This window comes from Tsukamurella serpentis (genome assembly GCF_054780975.1).
The window spans coordinates 122341-146525 of record NZ_BAAGVH010000004.1 but is presented as its reverse complement, the minus strand read 5'-3'; the positions used below and the strand labels follow the sequence as shown (position 1 = coordinate 146525).

20 protein-coding genes are annotated in these 24185 nt (G+C 69.7%); 9 read left to right on the top strand and 11 right to left on the bottom strand.

From position 1 onward, the window contains the following. Positions 1-64: 64 nt before the first annotated feature. A complete protein-coding gene (locus ACYVHG_RS12480; protein ID WP_461167779.1) occupies positions 65-1531 on the bottom strand; it encodes a glutamate synthase subunit beta in 1467 nt (488 codons plus the stop codon). After that, positions 1524-6131: a glutamate synthase large subunit gene (gltB, locus tag ACYVHG_RS12475; RefSeq protein ID WP_461167778.1), complete on the bottom strand. Its 4608-nt coding sequence runs from the start codon at positions 6129-6131 to the stop codon at positions 1524-1526. Before gltB ends, ACYVHG_RS12480 begins: the two co-directional genes overlap by 8 nt. A gap of 225 nt (positions 6132-6356) precedes the next feature. Here gltB and ACYVHG_RS12470 point away from each other — a divergent pair, with 225 nt between their 5' ends. Next, positions 6357-7139 (top strand): ABC transporter permease, encoded by a 783-nt coding sequence (locus ACYVHG_RS12470; RefSeq protein WP_461167777.1) that lies wholly within the window; start codon positions 6357-6359, stop codon positions 7137-7139. A gap of 17 nt (positions 7140-7156) precedes the next feature. Here ACYVHG_RS12470 and ACYVHG_RS12465 read toward each other — a convergent pair whose 3' ends face one another. The 3 genes from ACYVHG_RS12465 to ACYVHG_RS12455 are packed head-to-tail and all read right to left on the bottom strand — an operon-like array spanning position 7157 to position 9136. Further along, on the bottom strand, positions 7157-8032 hold the full coding sequence (locus tag ACYVHG_RS12465; protein ID WP_461167776.1) for an aldo/keto reductase family oxidoreductase: 876 nt from the start codon (positions 8030-8032) through the stop codon (positions 7157-7159). A 2-nt stretch (positions 8033-8034) separates the two neighbouring features. Continuing rightward, positions 8035-8673 carry a tetratricopeptide repeat protein gene (locus ACYVHG_RS12460; RefSeq protein ID WP_461167775.1) on the bottom strand — a complete coding sequence of 213 codons (639 nt, stop codon included), beginning with the start codon at positions 8671-8673 and terminating at the stop codon, positions 8035-8037. Between the two features lies 1 nt (position 8674). Next, positions 8675-9136, bottom strand: coding sequence for a GbsR/MarR family transcriptional regulator (locus tag ACYVHG_RS12455; protein WP_461167774.1), 462 nt, complete (start codon positions 9134-9136; stop codon positions 8675-8677). Between the two features lie 64 nt (positions 9137-9200). Here ACYVHG_RS12455 and ACYVHG_RS12450 point away from each other — a divergent pair, with 64 nt between their 5' ends. From ACYVHG_RS12450 to ACYVHG_RS12440, 3 genes are read left to right on the top strand one after another with little or no spacing between them, the layout of a single operon-like run. Beyond that, positions 9201-10088: an ABC transporter ATP-binding protein gene (locus ACYVHG_RS12450; RefSeq protein ID WP_461167773.1), complete on the top strand. Its 888-nt coding sequence runs from the start codon at positions 9201-9203 to the stop codon at positions 10086-10088. Beyond that, a complete protein-coding gene (locus ACYVHG_RS12445) occupies positions 10085-11665 on the top strand; it encodes an ABC transporter permease (RefSeq protein WP_461167772.1) in 1581 nt (526 codons plus the stop codon). The genes ACYVHG_RS12450 and ACYVHG_RS12445 overlap by 4 nt, the downstream gene beginning before the upstream one ends. A gap of 55 nt (positions 11666-11720) precedes the next feature. Next, positions 11721-12233: a hypothetical protein gene (locus ACYVHG_RS12440; RefSeq protein WP_461167771.1), complete on the top strand. Its 513-nt coding sequence runs from the start codon at positions 11721-11723 to the stop codon at positions 12231-12233. 160 nt (positions 12234-12393) lie between these two features. Here the strand turns inward: ACYVHG_RS12440 and ACYVHG_RS12435 are convergent, their stop codons facing one another. Continuing rightward, positions 12394-13191, bottom strand: a complete 798-nt coding sequence (locus tag ACYVHG_RS12435; protein ID WP_461167770.1) for a glutamate racemase — start codon at positions 13189-13191, stop codon at positions 12394-12396. 201 nt (positions 13192-13392) lie between these two features. Here ACYVHG_RS12435 and ACYVHG_RS12430 point away from each other — a divergent pair, with 201 nt between their 5' ends. Together ACYVHG_RS12430 and ACYVHG_RS12425 are read left to right on the top strand one after the other, a co-directional pair. After that, entirely contained in the window at positions 13393-14277 is an 885-nt protein-coding gene (locus ACYVHG_RS12430; protein ID WP_461167898.1) for a cytochrome c oxidase assembly protein, read from the top strand. 10 nt (positions 14278-14287) lie between these two features. Continuing rightward, positions 14288-14944, top strand: coding sequence for a DUF998 domain-containing protein (locus ACYVHG_RS12425; protein WP_461167769.1), 657 nt, complete (start codon positions 14288-14290; stop codon positions 14942-14944). Here ACYVHG_RS12425 and ACYVHG_RS12420 read toward each other — a convergent pair. The 4 genes from ACYVHG_RS12420 to ACYVHG_RS12405 are packed head-to-tail and all read right to left on the bottom strand — an operon-like array spanning position 14904 to position 18031. Beyond that, complete coding sequence (locus ACYVHG_RS12420; RefSeq protein WP_461167897.1) at positions 14904-16232, bottom strand: L,D-transpeptidase; 1329 nt, start codon at positions 16230-16232, stop codon at positions 14904-14906. The two genes, ACYVHG_RS12425 and ACYVHG_RS12420, sit on opposite strands and share 41 nt — an antisense overlap. Before the next feature lie 37 nt (positions 16233-16269). Then, a complete protein-coding gene (gene bluB / locus ACYVHG_RS12415) occupies positions 16270-16911 on the bottom strand; it encodes a 5,6-dimethylbenzimidazole synthase (RefSeq protein WP_461167768.1) in 642 nt (213 codons plus the stop codon). Beyond that, positions 16911-17423 (bottom strand): GNAT family N-acetyltransferase, encoded by a 513-nt coding sequence (locus tag ACYVHG_RS12410; RefSeq protein WP_461167767.1) that lies wholly within the window; start codon positions 17421-17423, stop codon positions 16911-16913. Before ACYVHG_RS12410 ends, bluB begins: the two co-directional genes overlap by 1 nt. Next, the gene (locus ACYVHG_RS12405) at positions 17420-18031 is read right to left on the bottom strand and encodes a TetR/AcrR family transcriptional regulator (RefSeq protein ID WP_461167766.1); all 612 of its coding nucleotides are present in this window, start codon (positions 18029-18031) and stop codon (positions 17420-17422) included. Before ACYVHG_RS12405 ends, ACYVHG_RS12410 begins: the two co-directional genes overlap by 4 nt. A gap of 116 nt (positions 18032-18147) precedes the next feature. Here ACYVHG_RS12405 and ACYVHG_RS12400 point away from each other — a divergent pair, with 116 nt between their 5' ends. From ACYVHG_RS12400 to ACYVHG_RS12390, 3 genes are all read left to right on the top strand, one after another. Continuing rightward, positions 18148-18540 (top strand): DUF5313 domain-containing protein, encoded by a 393-nt coding sequence (locus ACYVHG_RS12400; protein WP_461167765.1) that lies wholly within the window; start codon positions 18148-18150, stop codon positions 18538-18540. Between the two features lie 84 nt (positions 18541-18624). Further along, positions 18625-19704 carry an alpha/beta hydrolase gene (locus ACYVHG_RS12395; RefSeq protein WP_461167764.1) on the top strand — a complete coding sequence of 360 codons (1080 nt, stop codon included), beginning with the start codon at positions 18625-18627 and terminating at the stop codon, positions 19702-19704. A 316-nt stretch (positions 19705-20020) separates the two neighbouring features. Further along, the gene (locus ACYVHG_RS12390) at positions 20021-22303 is read left to right on the top strand and encodes a heavy metal translocating P-type ATPase (RefSeq protein WP_461167763.1); all 2283 of its coding nucleotides are present in this window, start codon (positions 20021-20023) and stop codon (positions 22301-22303) included. Between the two features lie 39 nt (positions 22304-22342). Here ACYVHG_RS12390 and ACYVHG_RS12385 read toward each other — a convergent pair whose 3' ends face one another. Continuing rightward, the gene (locus ACYVHG_RS12385) at positions 22343-24181 is read right to left on the bottom strand and encodes a cytochrome c oxidase assembly protein (protein WP_461167762.1); all 1839 of its coding nucleotides are present in this window, start codon (positions 24179-24181) and stop codon (positions 22343-22345) included. Between the last annotated feature and the right edge of the window lie 4 nt (positions 24182-24185).

Below are 24185 nucleotides of genomic sequence, written 5' to 3'. Positions count from 1 at the left end.
TCGCCTGTAACCGAGTCGGACCCCGGAGCCGTAACGGCTCCGGGCTCCGGGTCTTGGGGTGTCTCTACCGCTGCGGTGCGGTGGTGGGGACGATCGGCGCGGGCAGCGCGGTCTCCCCCATGAGGAAGCGGTCCACGGCGGCGGCGGCACTGCGGCCCTCCGCGATCGCCCACACGATCAGCGACTGTCCGCGGCCGGCGTCACCGGCGACGAAGACGCCGGGCACGGTCGACTGGAAGTCCGCGTCGCGGGCGACGTTGCCGCGGTCGCTGTACTCCACACCGAGCTTGTCGAGCAGGTCGTCGCGCTGCGGGCCGAGGAAGCCCATGGCCAGCAGCACCAGATCCGCCTCCAGGGTGAAGTCGGTGCCCTCGACCTTCTCGAACCGGCCCTCGGTGAACTCGACCTCGTAGGCCTTGAGCCCGGTGACCCTGCCGTCCTCACCGATGAACTCCTCGGTGCTGACCGAGAACTTCCGCTCGCCGCCTTCCTCGTGGGCCGAGCTGATCCGGTACATCAGCGGGTAGGTCGGCCACGGGGTGGATTCGGCGCGCTCGCGCGGCGGTTCCGGCATGATCTCGAACTGGTGCACGATCTCGGCGCCCTGGCGCAGCGAGGTGCCCAGGCAGTCCGCGCCGGTGTCACCGCCACCGATGATGACGACCTTCTTGTCGCGAGCGTGGATCGGCGGCAGGCCGTCCTCGTCGACCACGTCGTCGCCGACGGCGGCGCGGTTGGCCCACGGCAGGAACTCCATCGCCTGGTGGATGCCGTCCAGCTCGCGGCCGGGGATCGGCAGGTCACGCCAGACAGTGGCACCGTTGGCCAGGACCACAGCGTCGAAATCCTCCCGCAGCTGCTCGACGGTGATGTCCACACCCACGTTGACACCGGTCTTGAAGACGGTGCCCTCGGCGTTCATCTGGGCCAGACGGCGATCGATGTGCCGCTTCTCCATCTTGAACTCGGGGATGCCGTAGCGGAGCAGGCCGCCGATCCGGTCCGCCCGCTCGAAGACGGTCACGGTGTGACCACCGCGGGTGAGCTGCTGCGCCGCTGCCAGGCCGGCCGGACCCGAGCCCACGACGGCGATCTTCTTACCGGTCAGCTTGGTCGGGTGCTGCGGCGAGACCCAGCCCTCGTCGAAGGCCTTGTCGATCAGCTCGACCTCGACCTGCTTGATGGTGACCGGATCCTGGTTGATGCCGAGCACGCAGGAGGCCTCGCACGGCGCGGGGCACAGCCGCCCGGTGAACTCCGGGAAGTTGTTGGTCGCGTGCAGCCGCTCGATGCCGTTGTGCCACCGGTCCTTGTAGACCAGGTCGTTCCACTCCGGGATCAGGTTGCCCAGCGGGCAGCCGTTGTGGCAGAACGGGATACCGCAGTCCATGCACCGCGACGCCTGCTTGCGCAGGGTCGCGCCGTCGAACGGCTTGTACACCTCGTTCCAGTCCAGCAGCCGGAGCGGGACCGGCCGGCGCACCGGCAACTCACGCGAGTTGTTCTTCAGAAAGCCCTGGGGATCAGCCACGAGCGGCCTCCATCACTGCGTCGTCGATGTCGCGGCCGTCCAGTTCGGCACGCTTGATGGCGGAGAGCACGCGCTTGTAGTCGCGCGGCATCACCTTGGCGAAGAGCTGGCGCTCCCGGCCCCAGTTGGCCAGGATCCGTTCCGCGACGGCGGAATCGGTGTACTCGTAGTGCTTGAGCACCGCCTCACGGACGAACTCGATATCGGCTTCGCCGAGCGATTCCAGCTCCACCAGTTCGGTGTTGAGGTCGCGCTCGAACTGACCGCCGGCGTTGTAGACGTAGGCCACACCACCGGACATGCCGGCGCCGAAGTTGCGGCCGGTCTCACCGAGCACCACCACGTGACCACCGGTCATGTACTCGCACCCGTGATCGCCCACGCCCTCGACCACGGCCAGCGCACCCGAGTTCCGGACGGCGAAGCGTTCACCGGCCTTACCGCGCAGGTACACCTCACCGGCGGTGGCACCGAACAGGATCACGTTGCCGGCGATGATGTTGTCCTCGGCCACGAAACCCTCCGGGGCGTTGCGCGCCGGGCGGACCACGATCTTGCCGCCGGACAGGCCCTTGCCCACGAAGTCGTTGGCGTCACCCTCCAGGCGCAGCGTGATGCCCTTGGGCACGAACGCGCCGAAGCTGTTACCGGCGCTGCCGGTGAAGGTGATGTCGATGGTGTCCTCGGGCAGCCCCTCTGCACCGTGCGCCTTGGTCACCTCGTGACCGAGCATGGTGCCGACGGTGCGGTTGACGTTCGAGATCGGAGTCTCGATCTTCACCGGCGCGCCGGTGTCGACGGCCACTCGGGCCTGCGAGATCAGCTGCTGGTCCAGGGCCTTCTCCAGGCCGTGCTCCTGCGGCTGGCTGCAGAACGGGTCCTGCTTCATGAACGGCGAGTCGACCTGCGCCAGGATCGGAGACAGATCCAGTCGGCCGGCCTTGGCGCCGCCCCAGTGCTCCTGCGCCGCTTCGGTGTTGAGCACCTGCGACTGGCCGACCGCCTCCTGCAGGGTGCGGAAACCGAGCTCGGCGAGCAGCTCGCGCACCTCCTCCGCGATGAACAGGAAGAAGTTCTCCACGAACTCGGGCTTGCCGGTGAACCGGCGCCGCAGCACCGGGTTCTGCGTGGCCACACCGACCGGGCAGGTGTCCAGGTGGCACACGCGCATCATGATGCAGCCGGACACCACCAGCGGTGCGGTGGCGAAACCGAACTCCTCACCGCCGAGCAGTGCGGCCACGACCACGTCACGGCCGGTCTTGAGCTGGCCGTCGACCTGCACCACGATCCGGTCGCGCAGACCGTTGAGCAGCAGTGTCTGCTGGGTCTCGGCCAGGCCGATCTCCCAGGGAGCGCCCGCGTGCTTGACCGAGGTCAGCGGCGTGGCACCGGTGCCGCCGTCGTGGCCGGAGATGAGCACCACGTCGGCGTGCGCCTTGGAGACGCCCGCGGCGACGGTGCCCACACCGAGCTCGGAGACCAGTTTCACGTGAATCCGCGCCTGCGGGTTCGCGTTCTTGAGGTCGTGGATCAGCTGGGCGAGATCCTCGATCGAGTAGATGTCATGGTGCGGCGGCGGCGAGATCAGGCCGACACCGGGCGTGCTGCCGCGAACCTCGGCGACCCACGGGTACACCTTGTGCGGCGGCAGCTGGCCGCCCTCGCCGGGCTTGGCGCCCTGGGCCATCTTGATCTGGATGTCGGTGCAGTTGCTCAGGTAGTGCGAGGTGACACCGAACCGGCCTGAGGCCACCTGCTTGATCGCGCTCCGCCGCAGATCGCCGTTCTCGTCCGGGGTGAACCGGGCCGGATCCTCGCCGCCCTCACCGGAGTTCGAGCGGCCACCGAGCCGGTTCATGGCGATCGCCAGGGTCTCGTGCGCCTCCGCCGAGATCGAGCCGTAGCTCATCGCGCCGGTCGAGAAGCGCTTGACGATCTCGCTGGCGGGCTCCACCTCGTCGAGCGGGATCGAGGGCCGGTCGGACTGGAACCGGAACAGGCCGCGCAGCGAGGCCAGGCGCTCGCTCTGGTCGTCGACCAGCCGGGTGTACTCCTTGAACACCTTGTACTGCCCGGTCCGGGTGGCGTGCTGCAACTTGAACACGGTGTCCGGGTTGAACAGGTGGTACTCGCCCTCACGACGCCACTGGTACTCGCCGCCCACCTCGAGCTCGCGGTGTGCGAGCTCCTCGGGACGGTCGTTCATGGCGCGCTTGTGGCGAGCGGCGACGTCGACGGCGATCTCGTCCAGGCCGATGCCGTCGAGCTGGCTCTGCAGGCCGGTGAAGAACTCGTCGACGATCTCCTGCGACAGGCCGATCACCTGGAACAGCTGGGCACCGGTGTAGGAGGCCAGGGTCGAGATGCCCATCTTGGACATCACCTTGAGCACGCCCTTGCCGGCCGCCTTGACGTAGTTCGCGTTGAGCTTCTCCAGCGGGGTGCCGTTGAGCTCACCGCGGGTGTGCATGTCCTCGATGGTGGCGAAGGCCATGTACGGATTCACCGCGGCGGCGCCGAAACCGATCAGCGCGGCCATGTGGTGCACCTCGCGGGCGTCACCGGCCTCGACGATCAGGCCCACCCGGGTGCGGCTGCGCTCGCGCACCAGGTGGTGGTGCACGGCGGCGGTCAGCAGCAGCGACGGGATCGGAGCCATCAGCCGGTCCGAATTGCGGTCGGAGAGGATGATCAGCCGCGCACCGCCGGCGATGGCCTCGGAGACCTGGGTGCGGACGGTGTCCAGCGCCTCGCGCAGGCCCTGACCGCCCTCGGCGACCGGGTACAGACCCGGGATGACCACCGAGCGGAACTCCGGCAGGGTGCCGTCGTCGTTGACCTTGACCAGCTTGATCAGCTCGTCGTTGTTGAGGATCGGCTGGTCCAGGTGGATCTGCCGGCAGCTGCCCGGCAGCGGGTTGAGCAGATCGCCCTCGCCGCCGATGGTGCCGCCCAGGCTGGTGACGATCTCCTCGCGGATGGCGTCCAGCGGCGGGTTGGTGACCTGCGCGAAGAGCTGCTGGAAGTAGTCGAACAGCAGCCGCGGGCGCAGTGAGAGCACGGCGACCGGGGTATCGGTGCCCATCGAGCCGATGGCCTCGGCACCGGTCTTCGCCATCGGGGTGAGCAGCAGATTCAGCTCCTCGGTGGTGTACCCGAACAACTGCTGGCGCTGGGTGACCCGATCGTGCGGCATCACCGGGTGCGGCCGGTCCGGCAGCTCGGACAGGCGCAGCAGGCCCTCGTCGAGCCACTGCTGGTACGGCTCGGCCGCGGCCAGCTCGTCCTTGATCTCCTCGTCCGAGACGATCCGGCCCTGCGCGGTGTCCACCAGGAACATCCGGCCGGGCTGCAGGCGGGTCTTGTAGACCACCTCGCTGTGGTCGATGTCGAGCACGCCGACCTCGGAGCCGAGGACCACCAGGCCGTCCTTGGTGACCCAGATCCGCGAGGGGCGCAGGCCGTTGCGGTCGAGCACCGCGCCGATCAGGGTGCCGTCGGTGAAGCACACCGAGGCCGGGCCGTCCCAGGGCTCCATCAGCGAGGAGTGGTACTCGTAGAACGCCCGGCGTGCCGGGTCCATGTCCTGGTGCCGCTCCCACGCCTCGGGGATCATCATCAGCACCGCGTGCGGCAGGCTGCGGCCACCGAGGTGCAGCATCTCCAGCACCTCATCGAAGCGGGCGGTGTCCGAGCCGCCCTCGGTGCAGATCGGGAAGATCTTGTCCTGCGCACCCGGACCGAAGACGGTCGGATCGATCAGGGACTCGCGGGCACGCATCCAGTTCTCGTTGCCGCCGACGGTGTTGATCTCACCGTTGTGCGCCACCCGGCGGTACGGATGCGCGAGCGGCCAGCTCGGGAAGGTGTTCGTGGAGAAACGCGAGTGCACAAGCCCCAGAGCCGATTCCACTCGATCGTCCTGCAGGTCCACGAAGAAGCCGCGCAACTGCGGGGTGGTCAGCATGCCCTTGTAGACGAAGGTCTGGCCGGACAGCGACGGGAAGTACACCGACTCCTGCCCCTGCGAGCCGGCGCCGGCGCCGTCGGTACCCAGTTCGCGCTCGACCCGCTTACGGATCACGAAGCACCGGCGCTCGAGGTCCAGGCCGGACAGCGGCGCACCGTCGGAGTCCTTCCCGGTGATGAAGATCTGCCGCATGGTGGGCATGGCGTCGCGGGCCAGAGCGCCCAGCGAACCGTCGTCGGTGGGCTGCTCGCGCCAGCCGAGGACCTCCAGGCCCTCCTCTGCGACGATCCGCTCGACGCCCTCAGCGGCGCGGGTCGCCTCGGCGGCCGCCTGCGGGAGGAAGGCGATGCCGGTGGCGTACGCACCCTGGTGTGGCAGTTCGAAGTCGACGACCTCACGGAAGAAGCGGTCCGGGACCTGGATCAGAATGCCCGCGCCGTCGCCGGTGTTCGGCTCCGCGCCCGCCGCACCACGGTGTTCGAGGTTGACCAGCGCGGTGATGGCCTTGTCGACGATGTCGCGGGACTTGCGCCCGTGCATGTCCACCACGAAGGCGACGCCACAGGCGTCGTGCTCGTTCGCGGGGTGGTACAGCCCCTGGGGTCCCGGGGGGACGAATCGGCTCATCGAAAACCTGCCTTAGCGCAGCGCCTCACGGCGGAACGGGAACATGGAGGGCGGTGGACTGCCGTCCGAAAGCACGGCGCACCTACAGGCATCGTTGGCTGCGTAGGAAAACTGTAGTTTCCTCACCACGGATCACCAAATGAAAGGGCATCCTTACCGCCTTTGACCTGCGCCGTTGCTCGGACACAGGCAGGCGGTCCCGGCATGTGCGATACCTTCCCAGCGATGAACGCGGGTACAGGTGAGAGCGGGCTGCTCACGGTCGGTCCGGCCCTGGCGGCGGTGCTGGTGGTGCTCGCCCTCACCGGTGCCGCGGTGTCCTGGCTCGGGCGCACCGGAACCGCCCGGGCCGTGCTGGGTGCCACGGTGCGCGCAGGCGTCCAGCTGGCCGTGCTCGGCGCCGCGCTGAGCCTGATCGTGCGCAGTGCCTGGTTCACCGCGGGCTTCGTCGCGCTGATGAGCGCCGCCGCGGGCTGGACCGCCGCGCGCCGGATCGTGCAGCGCCGGCCGCGGGCGCGCGAGGTGGCGCTCACCACGGCGGTGGTCGCGGTTCCGTCGGTGCTGCTGTCCGGGGCGCTGATCGCCGTGGGAGTCCTCCCACCGCAGGGCATCGCGGTGATCCCCGTGGCCGGTAGCGGCATCGGGGCGGCGATGGCCGCCGCCGGCCTGGGTGGGCGGCGGGCACAGGAGGAACTGAGAGACCGCCGGGGTGAGGTCGAGGCGGGCCTGGCGCTGGGCCTCGATCCGGCGTTCGTGCGGCTGGAGATCTGCCGTACGGCCGCTGCGGCGGCCCTGACACCCGCTTTGGATCAAGCGAGAACCGTTGGGCTGGTATCGATTCCGGGAGCATTCGCAGGGATGGTGCTCGGCGGCGCGTCACCGTTGGCCGCTGCCGCCATGCAGTTGTACGTGCTGGTGGCGATCCTCGCGGTGACGCCGTTGGCGGTGGTCGCGGTGACCGCTCTGGTGGCGCGGGGCGAATACCGGAGCGGCGCACCCGGTCACTGACCGGCGTCGGCCGGTGCCTACCCGGCCACGCCGATGGCGTCGAGCTCGGAGACGGCGTCGGCGGGCAGTTCCAGCGCTGCGCCCGTGATGTTCTCGTGCAGGTGCTCGGTCGACGAGGTGCCCGGGATCAGCAGGATGTTCGGCGAGCGCTGCAGCAGCCAGGCCAGCGCCACGGACATCGGGGTCGAGCCCAGGCGAGCGGCGACCGCGTCCAGCGCCGAGGACTGCAACGGGGTGAAGCCCCCGAGCGGGAAGTACGGCACATAGGCGATGCCCTGCTCGGCCAGCGAGTCCACCAGATCGTCGTCCACCCGGTGGGCGATGTTGTAGAAGTTCTGCACGCACGCCACCGGCGCGATGGACTGCGCCTGCGCGACCTGCTCGGCGTCGACGGTGCTCAGTCCGAGGTGACGGATCAGCCCCTGTTGCTGCAGCCCGGCCAGCACGGTGAACGGCTCCTCGATGGAACCCGCTGTCGGCGTGTCGAAGTCACCGACACGGAGATTCACCACATCCAGAACGTCCAGGCCGAGCCGCTCCAGGTTCTCGTCGACGGCGCGGCGCAGATCGTCCGGCTCGAGCGCGGGCGGCCAGCCTCCGGTGGCATCCCGGCGGGCGCCGACCTTGGTCACGATGTGCAGGTCCTGCGGGTACGGGTGCAGCGCCTCGCGGATGATCTCGTTGGTGATGAACGGTCCGTAGTAGTCACTGGTGTCGATGTGGGTGATACCCAGATCGATCACCTGACGCAGCACCTCGACCGCCGCCGCCCGGTCGGCCGGCGGCCCGAAGACGTGCGGACCGGCCAGTTGCATGGCGCCGTAGCCGAAGCGGGTGACGGTGAGGTCGCCGCCGAGGTCGAACGTACCCCCGGGCGGGGTCGGTGCTGTCATGGTCACAGTATCCACCACCGCCGGCCGATCCGGCGGAGCCGGCGCAGCGTTGCGGCATCGGTTCGCACCACTGAAATCGCGGGATGACCGGTCGAGGGCGAGAGCCGGGCCACGCGCAGAGCACGCCGCGCCTCGTCTCGAGCCGTTCTCCTATCACCTTGTGCCAGTGCGATATCGGCTGAGACCACACAGGAGCGGAACAATTGCGCGGGCCACGGGGAGGTGGCTCGGGTGCGCCAGGCGTACACCGCTTCGAGCGCCTCATCGGGCCGGCCCTGCGCCGCGAGGACCTCGGCGAGCGAGAGTTCAGCGCAGCCCGACGTGCCGTTCAGGGACGGGATCTCGGTCAGGAGCAGCCGATACCACCGCTCGGCGACGGCGGGGTCATCGATCCGGTACGAATCAGCGAGCGCTTCCACCGCACTCCCCCATTCCCCGTGCGATTGCGGCCCACTGCCCATTCCGACCACCCGCATCCACAGCGCTCGCGCGGGTTCGAGCAATCCGGCACGCGAGAGGTGCACGCCCTGGATGCGCAGATAACTCGGCCGGTTGTACGCCCGCGCCCGGCGCAGACGCTGTTCGAAATCGGCTTCGATCCGCTCGGACCACCGGCTACTGCGGAACCAATCGGCGGACACGTCAGTAACCGTGCCTGCGCTCGCGCTCCTCGCGCCAGCGTTCGAGCATCACGGGTAGTTCCCCGAGCATGAACTCGAAGAAGTCGCGCATCACCCGGACCCGCTCGGCGGCGGCACCGTCCTCGGGCAACTCTTCCAGGCCCTCGTCGGCGACCGCGAGCCACCGCTGCAGGATCGCATTACGGGAGGTCAGGGCTTCGTACCAGACGTCGTCACCGAGCCCGATCACGGTGTGCCGGGCGCCCGGCACGTGCGAGCGGCGGACCATCCCCGCCTGCTCCAGGTACGACACCGCCCCGGACACCGCTCCGGCGGACACCGCGAGCCGACGCGCGATCTCCGAGGGGGTCAGCGCACCGTCCGGTGAGGCGAGCACCGCTGCGAAGACCCGGGCCGCCATCCGCTGCATCCCGGCATCGGCGAGCGACGCCGCCATGTTCTCCACGAAGTTCGGCGCGTCCATGCCGCGAGACTATCTTCAATTCTGACACTTCACAAAGTTCTGAAACAGGTCTAGCGTCGAGGACATGGCCACCTCAGTCATCCGCGCCGAAGGACTCACCAAGTCCTTCGGTCACGCCCACGCCCTCACCGGACTCGACCTGCACGTCGCCCCGGGGGAGGTGCACGCCTTCCTCGGTCCCAACGGGGCCGGCAAGTCCACAACCATCCGCGTTCTGCTCGGATTGCTCAAGAAGACATCCGGCACCGTCGAACTGCTCGGCGGTGACCCCTGGCGCCAAGCACCCGAACTGCACCGCCGGCTCGCCTACGTCCCCGGCGATGTGACCCTGTGGCCCAACCTCTCCGGAGGAGAGATCATCGACCTCATGGGCCGGTTGCGCGGCGGCCTCGATCAGGCTCGCCGGGACGAACTGATCGATCGCTTCGCGCTCGATCCGTCGAAAAAGGCCCGTACGTACAGCAAGGGGAACCGGCAGAAGGTGGCCCTGGTGACCGCCTTCGCCGCGCGCGCCGAGTTGATGATCCTCGACGAGCCCACCTCCGGTCTGGACCCGCTGATGGAGGAGGTGTTCACCGACTGCCTCGCCGAGGCCAAGGCCGGCGGCACCACCGTCCTGCTCTCCAGCCACATCCTCTCCGAGGTGGACCGGGTCGCCGACACGGTGACCATCATCAAGGACGGCGCGACCGTCGAGACCGGTTCGCTCGCCGCATTGCGGCACCTGTCCCGCACCCGCGTGGAGGCGGTCCTGACCGATCCGGTCCGGCTCGACGGCGTACACGATCTGCAGACCGACGGTGACCGGATGGCATTCAGCGTCGATGCCGCCGATCTGCCGCGGGTACTCGGTGAACTCGCCGCCGGCCGTCCGACATCGCTGGTCAGCCGCCCACCGACGCTGGAGGAGCTGTTCCTGCGTCACTACCAGAGTGCGGGGAGCGCGCGATGACCGGCCTGCTGCCCACCCTTCGGCTGGTGCTCCGGCGCGACCGGATCCAGCTGGCGGTGTGGCTGTTGCTGTTCGTGGCGATGGCCGCCTCGGCGTATTCGACCGCCGAGACCACCTACCCCGATCCGGCCGCGCTGTCCGCCGCGGCCCGCGCAGCCAGCGAGAACCCGTCGCTGGTGGCGATGTTCGGACCGGTGTACTCGGCCACCGTCGGCGCCGTCGGCATGATCAAGATGGTGGTGATGATGGCCGCCGGCCTGGGACTGCTGACCGGGTTGCTGGTGATCCGGCACACCCGCGCCGATGAGGAGTCCGGCCGCCGGGAAATGCTCGGCGCCGCCGCGATCAGCCGCACTGCTGCCCCGATCGCCGCGCTCATCGAATCGGTGGCCCTGAGCCTGGCGATCGGAGTGCTCAGCGCGTCGACGCTGATCGGGATGGGTGCCGATACCCGGGGCAGCCTCACCTTCGGACTGCTGTGGTCGCTCACCGGCATCGTCTTCGCAGCCTTCGCGCTGCTCTGCGCTCAGCTCACCGAGGGAGCACGCGCGGCCCGCGGGCTGTTCGCCGTCGGGCTGGGCGCCGCCTACCTGCTACGCGCCCTGGGGGACGTGGCCGCGCTCGATCCCACGGGCGGCGCGCCCCCCGAGCCCGGTGCCGCGTCCTGGCTCTCCCCGCTGGGCTGGGCCCAGCAACTGCGACCCTACGCAGACGACCGGCTCTGGCCGGCCCTGCTGCTGGTGGGCCTCACCGCAGTGCTCACCGCCGCCGCGCTGCGCCTGGCCGCGCAGCGGGACCTGGACGCCGGGCTGATCCGGGTGGGCCGGGGCCGCCCTCACGCGAGTGCACTGCTGGGCACCGTCGAAGCCCTGACCTGGCGGCTGCACCGCGGCCAATTGATCGGATGGAGCGTTGGATTCCTCGCCGTGGGGACGGCTTTCGGCGGAATGGGCAGCGCCGTGGACTCGCTCGCCGGCAACCCGGGCACCCGGGAGATGCTGGAACGGCTCGGCGGGTCCGGCTCGGACCTGCTGGACGTGTTCTTCGGGGCCGAATTCTCGGTGATGGCGATGGCTACCGCAGCCCTCGGGATCTCGATGGCCAACACCACCTGCTCCGAGGAGGTCTCCGGCCGCGCCGAATATCTGCTGGCGACCCCGGTGCCGCGACTGCGCTGGTACGTCTCGCACCTGATCGCCGCGGTGGTGGGCACTACCGTCGCCACCTTCGCGCTGGGGCTGGGGGCCTCGCTCACCGCACCCCGGGACCTGATCGCACCGGCGATGGCGGCGCTGCCGGCGGTGTGGGTGGTCACCGCCGTCGCCGCGCTCGCCGGGGCCTGCTCCGCGCGATGGGCCTCGGTGGGCTGGGTGGTGCTGGCCGGCTGCGTGCTGATGATGGTGGCCGACGTACTCAAACTGCCCGAGTGGCTCTCCCGCGTTTCGCCGTTCGACCACGTCGCCACCACCCCTGGGGCCGACGTACTGACCGGCGGCACGATCGCCCTGGTGCTGATCGCTGCCGGCGGGCTGATCGTCACGGCAGTGGCGCAGTCCCGCCGGGACCTCGCCACCTGATCGCGCACTCCGGTCACCACGCCATGACGGATCGTCACCGTGCGAGACTGCATCCGTGACGGACGACCCGAATTCGATCCCGCCGATCACCGCCGAGTGGATCGCGCGCTCCGCTGATGCCCGCGCGATCACGCTGGCCAATCTGCGCCGGCGAAGCTACTGGCTACGGCCCCTGGCGGTCGGCGGCGCGGTCGGCGTGATCGCCGCCGTCGTCTGCATCATCGGCGGCAGCGGCTGGATCCTCGGACTCGCCATCGGCGGCGGCTTCTTCGCCCTGCTGACACTGGAGATGCTCCTACTGTGCCTGATCGGGGTGCACCGCGGGAACCGGAGACTGATCTTCGACGGTGCCCGGTGGGCCGCCGGCAGCGATCGGACCCGGATCCGGGTCGACAACCCGGTGACCACCGTGGTCGTGCTGCGTGAGAACGTCGTCTCGGTGCAGCGCTTCGGGGCGATGGTGCTGCTGCTCCTGCGCTACGAGCAGTTCCTCGTGGTTCCCGGAGAGCTGTTCCCGGCCCTGCTGGTGGATCCGGGCCTGGCCACGATCGACCACATCGACGAGTGACCTGCGGCCAGGAGGCCAGGATCCCCCGTGATCGCCGGAACTGCCTCGAACCGCCCCGGAAATGACTACTGACCGCAGCGAGCGAGTCAGCTGCGGTCAGTGCACTCTCAGGATAACAGCAGGATTGCGCTCATGCATATATCTGATCGCGGGCCCGTCGTCATCCCTTTTTCTCGACCGGGTCGCAACGGTCGAGCAGCAGGCGTCCGGCGGGGTACGCGGCCAGAGCCTCCGGCAGCCGGCCGGGCCTCCCGGATTCGAGTACGGCTACCACGTCACCGAGTTCCGCGGGTCCTCCCGGCGAGACCCCGAGGCGGCGCAACGTCTGCCTGGCCACCGGCTCCGGCGAATCGAAGACGGCCACCTCCCGGCCGGTGCGCGCGCGCAAGGCCCGCACGATGTGCTCGGTGACCAGTCCGTAGTGGGTGCACCCGAGGACCACCGATTCGATCTCCGGCGGCGTCGCGGCGGTCGCGGCGGCGATCGCCTCGCCGACCCTGCCCGGATCGCCGGAGTCGATCGCCTCCGCCAGCCCGTAGCAGGGGATGCGGTGCGCCAGCGCGGGATCGGAGAAGGCGTCGATCAGCGAACTCTGGTACTCGCTCACCGTCGCCGCCGCGGTGGCCCAGACCGCGAACGGGCGGCCGGTCAGGCCCGCCGGACGGATCGCGGGAACCACCCCGATCACCGGGATGCCGGGCTCGAACCGGGCCCGGGCGGCCTCGAGGGCGTACATCGAGCCGGTGTTGCAGGCCACGATGATCGCATCCACCCCGTACCGCGCGGCAGCACCGGCCATCGCCACCACGCAGTCGGAGATCTGCTCCGGGGCGAGCAGCCCGTAGGGCATGTGGTCGGGATCGCGGGCGAGCACGAGCTCCACATCCGGCCGGACCCGGGAGAGCGCATCGGCGTAGTTGACCATTCCGAAACCGGAGTCGATCACCGCCACCCGCATGGTCGACCAGATTACCGGGCCAGCCGGGCCCGGAAGACGGTGACGTCGCCGTCGCTCGCACCGGGGCGCAGTCACCGTCGCCCCGGAGGCCTTTTCGGTAGTCGTGTCGCAAAGTCCGGTTCGTCCACCCCAGACATCACATAGTAATATGCGCATGTGATTGTTCCAGCGCCGCCGGTGGAGGCTCCGACGATCCTGGGCATGCTCGCCTGGGATCTGCCCGCGATCCCCCTGCTCCCGGTTCTCGCCGGCGCGGCGGCGCTGTTCTACCTCGCCGGAGTGCGCACCGTGCGCCGCGCGGGCCGGCAGTGGCCCGCCGCCCGGATCGCCTCCTTCCTGCTGGGATGCCTGGTACTGGCCGCGGTCACCGGTCTGCGGATCGAGACCTACTCCTGGCACCTGTTCAGCGCCTTCATGTTCCAGCAGTTGACCCTGTCCATCCTGGTGCCGCCACTGCTGGTCGGCGGCGCTCCCGGGGTACTACTGCTGCGCGCGACCCCGCACCACGGGATCGGACGGATCGTGCTCGGTGCGGCACTGGGCCTGCTGCGCAGCCGGGCCTCACGCATCCTGCTGCACTCGGCGTTCACCATTCCGCTGTTCCTGGCCAGCTACTACGGGGTCTACCTGCTCGGTGTGGTGGACGCGGTCGGCGGCACCTGGATCGGCCACACCGCGCTGCAACTGTTCTTCCTCGGCTCGGGCCTGCTGTTCGCGATCCCGATCATGTCGGTGGGACCGCTGCCCGGCCGGGACTCGTGGCTGATGCGCTTCTTCGACATCTTCATCGAGATGCCGTTGCACGTCTTCATCGGAGTGATCCTGATGATGGCCACCACCCCGATGGTCGCGATGTTCGCCGATCCGCCGGCGGCGTGGGGAATCGACCCGCTCCGCGATCAGTCCATCGCCGGCGCGCTGGCGTGGTCCTACGGCGAGCCGATCGCCATGGTCACGGTGTGTATCTTCGCGCTGCGCTGGCGCCGCGCCGAACACCGTGACACCCAGCGCGCCGGGGCGGACCGCCGCGAGGAGGACGAACGCGCCGCCTACAACGCCTACCTGGCCGATCTGCGGCGCCGGTAACCTGGGCGGCATGCATCGCGCCCGGCTGGTCCTGCTCCTGGGAGCGGCGTTCTACTCGGCGTGGATCATCGCGCCGCTGCTCGGCTCCACGCTGAGCCCGCTGCACTCGTACGTCAGTGAGGTCGGCGCCGCCGGGCAGCCCTACGCGCAGCTCTTCCGCAGCACCGACATCCTGGCCGGGACCTGCTTCGTCATCGCGGCCGCGCTGGCCTGGCGCGCCGCCCGACCCACCGCTCTGTGGCCCCGACTGGGGCTCATCGGCGTGATCGTGCTCGGCACCGCCACGATCTGCGATGCGTTGATGCCGCTCTCGTGCACCCCCACCGCCGATGCCGCGTGCGCCGCCCGGGAAGCCGCCTACCAGGTGCCCCTGACCCACATGGGCCATGCGGTCTCGTCCGGCATCGCCGGTTTCGGCGGGGTGGTCGCGGTGCTGGCCTGGTGGCTGTGGCGCCGGCGCACCGGCTTCGACGGTGCCCGTGCCCGGCTCGCCGTGGGCGCCGGATTCCTGGTGACGACGGTGTGGACCCTGGCGGCCATGCCGGCACCGGTGCTGTACCTGGGCCTGGCCCAACGCCTGCAGATCATCACCCTGACCGCGTGGCTGGTGCTCAGTGCCGCCGCGACTAGTTGCCGGGGGGCTGCGGAGTCGTCGGTGGGGCGGTAGTCGGAGCCGCCGTCGAGGACGGGGCAGCGGGCGCCTCACCTTCGGGCAGCGCGCCGCCCGCGACCCACGTGGCCCACGGCACCGACCAGTCACCGTTCTGCCACTGCTCCAGCGGCGGGCCGCCGGTGTTGCGCACCTCGACCACATCGCCCTGCTGGGAGAGCCCGAAGAACCACTCCGCGTTCGCCGGGCTCAGGTTCAGGCAGCCGTGCGACTCGTTGCGCACACCCTGCGCCGCGATGTTGTCGAGTGCGTGCAGGTAGATGCCGTCGTTGCTGATCCGGGTGGCCCAGCCGATGGTCTGCTTGTAGCCCAGCCGCGAGTTGATCGGCAGTCCGTACGTGGACGAGTCCATGACCACCGGGTTCGCCTTGTCCAGCACGGTGTAGACACCGCGCTGGGTGAAGAAGTGCAGCGTCTTCCCGTTGACCACCTCGGTACCGCCCTGCCCCATGGAGGTGGGCATCGACCGGACCATCTGCCCGCCGACGAAGACCTGCACCTGCTTGGTGGCGTCGTCGGCGATCGAGACGTGCGACTCCCCGATGGTGAACGAGATGGAGACGTCCTTCTCACCCCACAGCCCGGGACTGACCTCCTTGCCGAAGACGTCGACCGCGATGCTCACCTTGGTGCCGGGCGCGTAGTACTCACGCGGCCGCCAGGCGACGGTCTTGTCGGTGGTCCACATCCAGGCACCGTTGACGTGCGGGGTGGTGGTCACCGTGAGTAGCCGCTGCGCCATGGCGCGGTCCTTGATCGGCTCGTCGAAGTGCACCACCGCGACCTGCCCGACGCCGTACACGGCGCCGTCGTTGAGGGCCTGCCCGCCGGTGTTCTCGAAGTAGGGCAGCGTCTTGTTGGTGTCGTTGACCGCGACGGTGGAGAAGGTGCTGCGCTTCTCGCGCTGCTGCCCGAGGGTCTCGTACGTGACGAGCACGGTGTAGGTGCCGTTGTAGGCCAGCGGCTTCGCCGGCTTCCAGGAGAGCATGTCTGTGGCCATGGTGCCCTCGATCTGCACTCCGTTGGCGTCGGTGAGAGTGACCGAGCCGAGTGTGGCCCTGGCGATCGAAACCGATACCGGCGCAATGGGGCTCACGTTCACGGCGGCGTCGGCCGGGGTGATGGTGACCTCGGCCGGATCCGCCGGCGGGCTCTGCGGGCCGCCCTGGCCCCCGGCGCCTCCCTTGCCTGCGGTGTCTCCGATCGTGCAACCGGCGACCGCGACCGGCACCGCTGCGGCGGCACCGATCAGAACCGCGCGCCGACCGACGCGCCCGTTGAACATGCTCACTGATGGATCCCCTCGCTGCTTGGTCCGCAGTCTAACGATCCTCACTGACACCGAAGTCGGCAAAACGCTCGCGGTGCACCGCCTCGGACAGCGGCCGCCGATCCCGCCATCCGAATCGTTCCAGGTCGGGCACGGTCTGCAGGTGCGTCACCGGGCCCACACATAGCCAGGCAACAATATGATCACGGTCGGGCACGCCGACCAGTTCCCGCAGGAAGGCCTCCTGGTAGAAGGAGACCCAGCCCACGCCCACGCCCTCCGCCGTGGCCGCCAGCCACAGGTTCTGGATCGCCAGCGCCACCGACAGGTGCCCGGTCTCGTCGATGGTGTGCCGGCCGAGGACGTGCCCGCCGCCGCGGGTGGGATCGTAGGTGACCACCACACCCGTGCGGGAGCTCTCGATCCCCTCCACCACGATCGGATTGAACGTCTCCCGCCGGTCCTGCGGCAGCGAGTTCGCGAAGTCCTCCCGGCACTGCGCAACGTGCTCGGCGAACCGGGCGAGGTTCCTCCGGTCCTGGACGACGACGAAGTCCCACGGCTGCGTGTTCCCGACACTGGGCGCGCTGTGTGCGGCCCGCAGCAGGCGTTCGAGGCGGGCCTCGTCGATCACCTCACCGGAGAACTCGTTGCGCACGTCGCGGCGCCGCAGGATCGCCTCGAAGACGTCCATCACGCACCACCGGTGCCGGAGCGCCCGGCCCGTGCCGCCAATGCGGCCAGCGCGGGCCCGGTGAGCCGCTGAGTGGTCCACTCGTCCATCGGGACCGCGTCCAGGGAGCGGTAGAAACCGATGGCCGGCGCGTTCCAATCGAGCACCGTCCACTCCAGCCGCTCGTAGCCGTGCTCCCGGCACAGGGCGGCGAGCTCGGCCAACAGGGCCTTACCGTGGCCCGCACTCCGCGAGGCGGGACGCACGTACAGGTCCTCCAGCCAGATCCCGTGGGTGCCGGTCCAGGTGGAGAAGGTCAGGAAGTACACCGCCATCCCCACGATCCGCTCCCCGCCGTCGGCGCCGGATTCGACGGCGATCCGCGCGAAGACCGCCTGGTCCGGGCCGAACAGTGCGGTGTGCAGCTGCTCAGCGGTGGCGACGGCGGACTCGGGCTCCTTCTCGTAGGCGGCGAGCTCGGCGATCATCACCAGGATCTCCGGCACGTCCGACGGTGCCGCCGCCCGGATCACGCCGGACCCTCGACCGCCGCGGTACGGGCCTCGATCGCGGGCATCAGGCACTCGCGGACCACCCGGCCCGCGGTGTACGGATCGTCGAAGCTGATCAGGCCATCGGGTGCGAGCAGCACCGAGTGGCCGAGCCTGGCGAAGATCTCTGCGATCGGCTTCGGGTCGAACTCGGGCAGGTCACCGCTCTGCTGGAAACCGGCGATGATGTTCGCCGCGAACTCCCGGCCGATCTCGATCACCATCGCCCCGCCCTGCGCGATCATGGGCAGGCCCACCACCACGTTGCCGTCACCGATGCCGCGGATCAGCGGCCGGCGGTGCGCCTCTCGCAGGAACGCCACGAAGCCCTCGGTGAGTGCCTGCTCCACCGTGGCCAGGCCGGCGACCTGCTGGCTCACCGCGGTGAGCAACTGCTCGGCCTCGTACCGGATCGCCTGCTGGATCAGGTTGTCCTTGCGGTTGAACCGCCGGTACACCGTGGCCACCCCGATACCGGCCAGATTCGCGACCTGCTCCATCGTGGTACGCGAGATGCCGACGCTGCCGATGCTCGCCACCGCCGCAGACAGGATGCTCTGCGCGGTCTGATCGTTTCTGCCGGGACTCACATCGTCCGATTCTAGGCTTTACGCCGGACCGGACCGGGTGATGAGTCCGATGTGGCCCGGGAAACCCCGCGCCCACCGGCTTCCGGGCCGCAGCCGTGCGGTGCGATGATTGACCCATGACTGACGGACGAAGCAGACCCGGGCCCTGGGAGTACGTGCTGTACTCGTACGGCCGGAGGGTCCTGCCGCCGTCGATGAACGAGTGGGTCGCCCAGGATCTGGCCGGCCCGCGGGCCGGGCTGCGCACCGTCGTCCGGTTCGCGATCCCGTGTCTCCTGATGCTGCTGCCGTTCTGGTTCGTGGACACCTCGATCCTGGTCCGGGCCAATATGACGGTGCCGATCTTCATCCCGTTCGTGTACTTCTCGATCGCGCTCAACAAGATCTACCGGCGCGCCCGGCTGCGGCATCACGGCCTAGACCCGGACCTGGTGGACCAGATCGCCCGCGAACGGGAGGCCGATCTGCACGCCGAGTACATCGCCAAGCACGGCCCCCGGGATCGCTGAGTCCGCGTGACGAGCGCGCGCACGGGACTCGCGGCGCGCCCCGCTCCTCACTGATATGTAATACGGGTTCTACTATCAGTAGCCGTGCAGCCCACCTCCCTCGCTCATCGCCTGTCCCTGATGGTGCCCACCGCGCTGGTCTCCGTGGCCGCGAAGGCGCTCTACGGTTTGCCCCCGCGGGTCAAGCAGAAACTGGGTTCGGCGCAGACCATCGACGGCCACCGGCTCGACCCCGACTCCCAGCTGACTCTGCTGCTGCTCAAGATGCAGGGCGTGGCCGGTGTCACGGTCCGCGACCTCACTCACTCCCGGGCGTCGATGCGCCGACTCAGCGCCGTGGTGGGCGGGAACCCGGCGCCCACGGTGGCCACCCGCTCGGTGACGATCGACGGCGCCGAAGGACCGCTGCGGGCGCGGCTGTACACCCCCGCGGGTCTGGAAGCCGGTTCGGCGCTGGTGGTGTACTTCCACGGCGGCGGCTTCGTACTCGGTGACCTCGACTCGCACGACGCCCCGTGCCGGTACATCGCCGACCGGGCCCGGGTCCGCGTGCTGTCGGTGGACTACCGACTGGCCTCGGAGGCGATCTTCCCGGCCGCCGCTGAGGATGCGGTGGCCGCCACCGCGTGGGCCCTCGCGCACGCCGAGCAGCTCGGCGCCGATCCGCAGCGGATCGCCGTCGCCGGCGACAGTGCCGGTGGCAACCTCGCTGCAGTGGCCGCTCGTGAGCTGTCCCTGCGGGACGGGCCGCAGCCTGCCCTGGCGATCCTGTTCTATCCGGTGACCGGCGCCGATCCGGAGAACCTCAGCCGCACCACCTTCGGTGCCGGCTACTTCCTCACCCGGCTCGACATCGACTGGTTCCGCGAGCAGTACACCCCGCAGCCCGGACAGGACACCGATCCGCGGTTCGACGTGCTGCACGCGGACCGGCTCGAGGGGATCTGCCGCACCCACGTGGTGGCCGCCGGTTTCGATCCGCTGCGCGACGAGGGCATCGCCTACGCGCGCCGGTTGCGGGAGGCCGGAGTGCAGGTCTCCACGCAGCTGGCGCCGGGTTCGCTGCACGGCTTCATCAACATGGTCGGGGTCAGTGCGGACGCCCGTTCGGAGGTCGATACCGCGCTTGACGTGCTGCGCGATGAGCTCGCACGACAGAGCTGAGCGCACCGTCGGAAGTTCCCGGTGGTCGCATCACGAGAAATGTAGCGGGCGTACGCGTATACCACGTATCGTTGGTCCCGCGGCCGCCACACGACGTCTCCCCCCACGTCGGCGGCCGCGCGATTGAGCCTTGATACCGGCTCCCCCTCCTCCCCCCATTCCGGGAGCCGGTATCAAGGCTTTTCCTTCTCCAGGGGTTCACACTCCCCTTTCTCACCCCTTCTCACCCCTTCTCACCCCTTCTCGCTGCTTCGTAGTGCGGGTTCCTCGTCTTCGCGGTTTTCGGGTCCCGGCGCGTCGGGTGGATACTGGAAGGGTGACGGACCTCGACCAGGCTGACCAGGCTGACCAGGCCGCCGACCAGGCCCCGCCTGCGGCCTCTCCTGCGCAGCCGGACGCCGCCCAGCGCACGTTCCTCGAAGTGGGCGGGATGACCTGCGCGGCCTGCGTGGGCCGGGTCGAACGGAAACTGAACAAGCTCGACGGGGTCCGCGCGGTGGTCAACCTGGCCACCCGCACGGCCACCGTCGAACACGCCTCCGAGGTGAGCGTCGAGCAGCTCACCGGCACCGTCGAGGCCGCCGGGTACACCGCCGCCCCGAAATCACCGAACCCGGCCCGGGTGGTACTGGCCGAGGAGCGTGAGCGGCGCGACGTCCTGCGCCGGCTGATCGTCTCGCTGGTGCTGTTCGTACCGGCCGCCGACTTCTCCATCGTGCTCGCCACCATCCCGTCCACCCGGTTCCCAGGCTGGCAGTGGGTACTGCTGGCGCTGAGCCTGCCGGTGGTCACCTGGGGCGCGTGGCCGCTGCACAAGCGGGCCCTGCTCGGGGCGCGGCACGGCTCGGCGACCATGGACACGCTGGTCTCGGTCGGCATCGTGGCCTCCACCGCGTGGTCGGTGGTCACGGTGCTCACCCCCGGCCGGAAACGTCCGGACCCGCACGGCTTCTGGAACGCGATCCTCTCGTCCGACCCGATCTACCTCGAGGTCGCGATGGGAGTGACGGTGTTCGTGCTCGCCGGGCGCTACTTCGAGGCGTCCGCGCGGGCGAAGGCGGCGGCCTCGCTCCGTGAGCTCGCGACCCGCGGCGCCCGCGAGGTGACGGTCCTGGTGCGCGACGGCTCCGAACTGCGGATACCGATCGGCGAACTGCGCGAGGAACAACTGTTCGTGGTCCGGCCCGGCGAGACCGTCGCCACCGACGGCATCGTCGAATCCGGCAGTGCCTTCGTCGACAACTCGACGATGACCGGCGAGTCCCGACCGGTGCCGGCCGGTCCCGGCGATCGGGTCGTGGGCGGCACCGTCTGCCAGGACGGGCGGCTCACAGTCCGGGCCACCGCGGTCGGCGAGGACACCACGTTCGCTGCGATGCTCCGGCTGGTCGAGGACGCACAGGCCACGAAGGCGCGGATGCAGCGTCTCGCGGACCGGGTCTCGGCGGTCTTCGTGCCGTGCGTGTTCGCCATCGCCGCGGCGACCTTCGCTGGGTGGATGCTGCTGGGCGGTTCGGTCGACAACGCGGTCAAGGCCGCGATCGCAGTGCTGGTGATCGCCTGCCCGTGTGCATTGGGCCTGGCCACGCCGGTGGCGTTCATGGTTGCCTCGGGCCGCGGCGCACAGTTGGGGGTCTACGTGCGCGGGCATCAAGCACTCGAAGCCACCGAATCCATCGACACCGTCGTCTTCGACAAGACCGGCACCGTCACCACCGGGCGGTTGCAGGTGACCTCGGTGACGGTGGCGCCCGGTTTCGACGAGCCGACGGTGCTGCGCCTGGCCGGCGCGGTGGAGGCGGCGTCGGAGCATGCGGTGGCACGGGCGGTACTCGCGCGGGCCGGCGACGAGACGATCGAGGTGGCCGCGGTGGACGACTTCCGGGCGGTGCCCGGACTCGGCGCGACCGGCGTCGTCGACGGCGCCGAGGTTCGGGTGGGAAGCCCCCGGTTCGTTCCGCCGGGCGCCCTGGAAGGCGAGGTCCGCGCGGCCGGGGAGGCCGGGCGCACCGTGGCCGTGGTGGAGGTCGACGGGGCCATCGCCGCGGTCTTCGAGGTCTCCGACACGATCAAGCCCGATGCGGCCGAGGCGATCGCCCGGCTGCATCGCAACGGTATCCGCACGGTCCTGCTGACCGGCGACAACGCCGCCGCCGCGGGGAAGGTCGCCGCCGCGGTGGGGATCGAGGACGTGCGCGCCGATGTGCTCCCGGACGGGAAGGTCGACGCGGTGCGCGCGCTGCAGGCCGCGGGCCGGCGGGTGGCGATGGTCGGTGACGGCGTCAACGACGGTCCGGCACTGGCCGCAGCGGATCTGGGTCTGGCGATGGGCACCGGCACCGATGTGGCACGCGGTGCCGCCGACGTGGTGCTCATGCGCGAGGAGCTCTCGGCCGTCCCGGACGCGCTGGGACTGGCCCGCGCCACCCTCTCGACGATCAAGACGAACCTGGTGTGGGCCTTCGGTTACAACGTGGCCGCGGTGCCGATCGCCGTGGCCGGCCTGCTGAACCCGCTGGTGGGGGCCGCGGCGATGAGTTTCAGCTCGTTCTTCGTGGTGTGGAACAGCCTGCGGCTGCGCCGGTACGGCTCCCACTGAACCCGCGTGCCGGCGGAGCCCCCGCAGCCGCCGGAGCCGTCAGAGCAATTCGGGCTCGGTGTCGCGGTCCCGGTTGCGCCAGGCCCAGTGCAGCACCAGTCCCAGGGTGACCAGCGCGATCGCGGCCTCGTCGGTGGCCCAGGCCACCACACCGCCGATGAACTGGTCGCGGTGCAGATCCGTCATCCACGGGAAGTCCAGGTACAGATACACCCGGGAGCCGACGAGACCGTTCATGGTCATCACGATCAGTGCGAAGATCATGGAGATCGGCATCATCGCCAGCAACATCCCGATCCGGCCGATGAACGGCAGCTCGCCGGGTACCGGGTCGATCTGGAAGACCCGCCAGTAGAACATGAAGCCGGTCACCAGCAGCACCACGTAGATGGCGGTGTGACCCCAGTGATAGCGGCCGATGGCGTTGAACAGCGGGGTGAAGTACAGACCGTAGAGCACCACGGCGAAGATCAGCAGCTGCAGCGAGGGCCGCATCAGCACCGCGAACGAGCGCGAGTCCAGCACCGTCGACAGCCATCGGGCGGGGGCGCCGGTGAGGGTCTCGCGCAGCAGCGTGATCGGGGCGCCGAGCAGCAGGAACACCGGGACCAGGGAGGTCATCAGCATGTGCACCACCATGTGCACGCTGAACATGGCGTTCGCGTAGGTCTTCAGCCCCGAGCTGGAGAGGATCACCAGGAACAGGCATCCCGCCAGGAACAGGGCGGTGCGGTAGCGGGGCCAGCCGCCGGCCCGCCGGACCAGCAGCAGGTAGCCGACGGCGAGCACCACCGCCGCCGGCAGCAGGTTCAGGTCGATCCGCCAGAGCGTGAGCAGCCGCACGAAGCTGGGAGGGTCCGGCAGTTCGTAGCCGAGGAAGACCTCGCCGACGGTGAACTGCTTACGCAGGAACGGTGGCGGGGTCATCTCCGAGGCGGCGATCATCGTGCCGACCGAGGCCATCAGCATCCCGACCGCGACCGGCAGGGCACGCAGCCAGTGCGCGAGCGCGGCGGCGGCGATCAGCGCCGCCGTCGCCAGCAGCAGCCAGCCGTACCAGGTGACCCACAGGTCCGAGCCCGGCGCCATGACCAGGGCGATGACGATGCCGTTGGCCAGTACCGAGGCCCCGAGGACCGGGCCGATCCAGCGTCGTTCGGGCCGTTGCGGCAACCGCACGGCGGTCCACAGGCCGCCCAGCCAGATCGCGCCGAACAGGGCCACCGACATCACTGCCGCATTGGTGTAGTCGTGGTCCGGGCCCTGTGCCTCGTTGGCCGTGACCACCACGGCGAGCAGTCCGAGGGCCGCGGGGATCAGGATCCACAGGTGCGCCATCCAGCTCAGTGCCGCCCGCAGCGCCAGGTACACGCCGATCGCGCAGAACAGGGAGATGATCCAGCCCTTGGCCGTCTCCGACGCGGAGACCAGCGCGGGCAGTCCGCCCACCCGGTAGGTGGCGATGAGTTCCTGGCCGGCGCTCTCCGAGGCGGCCAGCAGCACCATCGGTCCGGAGACCAGCGCCCACACCGCGGCGTACCGGCGGGCGTGGAGCTGGGTCAGGTAGCCGCGCAGTCCCAACTCGGCGGTGTCGAGGGTCTTGGTGCGGAAGACCGCGTACCAGAGCGAGCCGAAGGTCAAGGCCGCCGCGACGGTGCCGATCAGCCGGCCGACGCCCGCGCCGTAGGCCGTCAGCGCGCCGGGGTAGCTGTCACCGTTGATCAGGTAACGCAGCTCCCCCTCGCTGATCAGCAGGTAGAGCACCATCGCCAGAGCGAGGGCGCAGCCGATCACCAGCGCGGCGACACCGCCCCTGACCGGCGCGGTCGGCCGCTGCTCGGGAACCGAGTCAGCCTCGGGCTCCCGCGCCGTTGTCACCAAA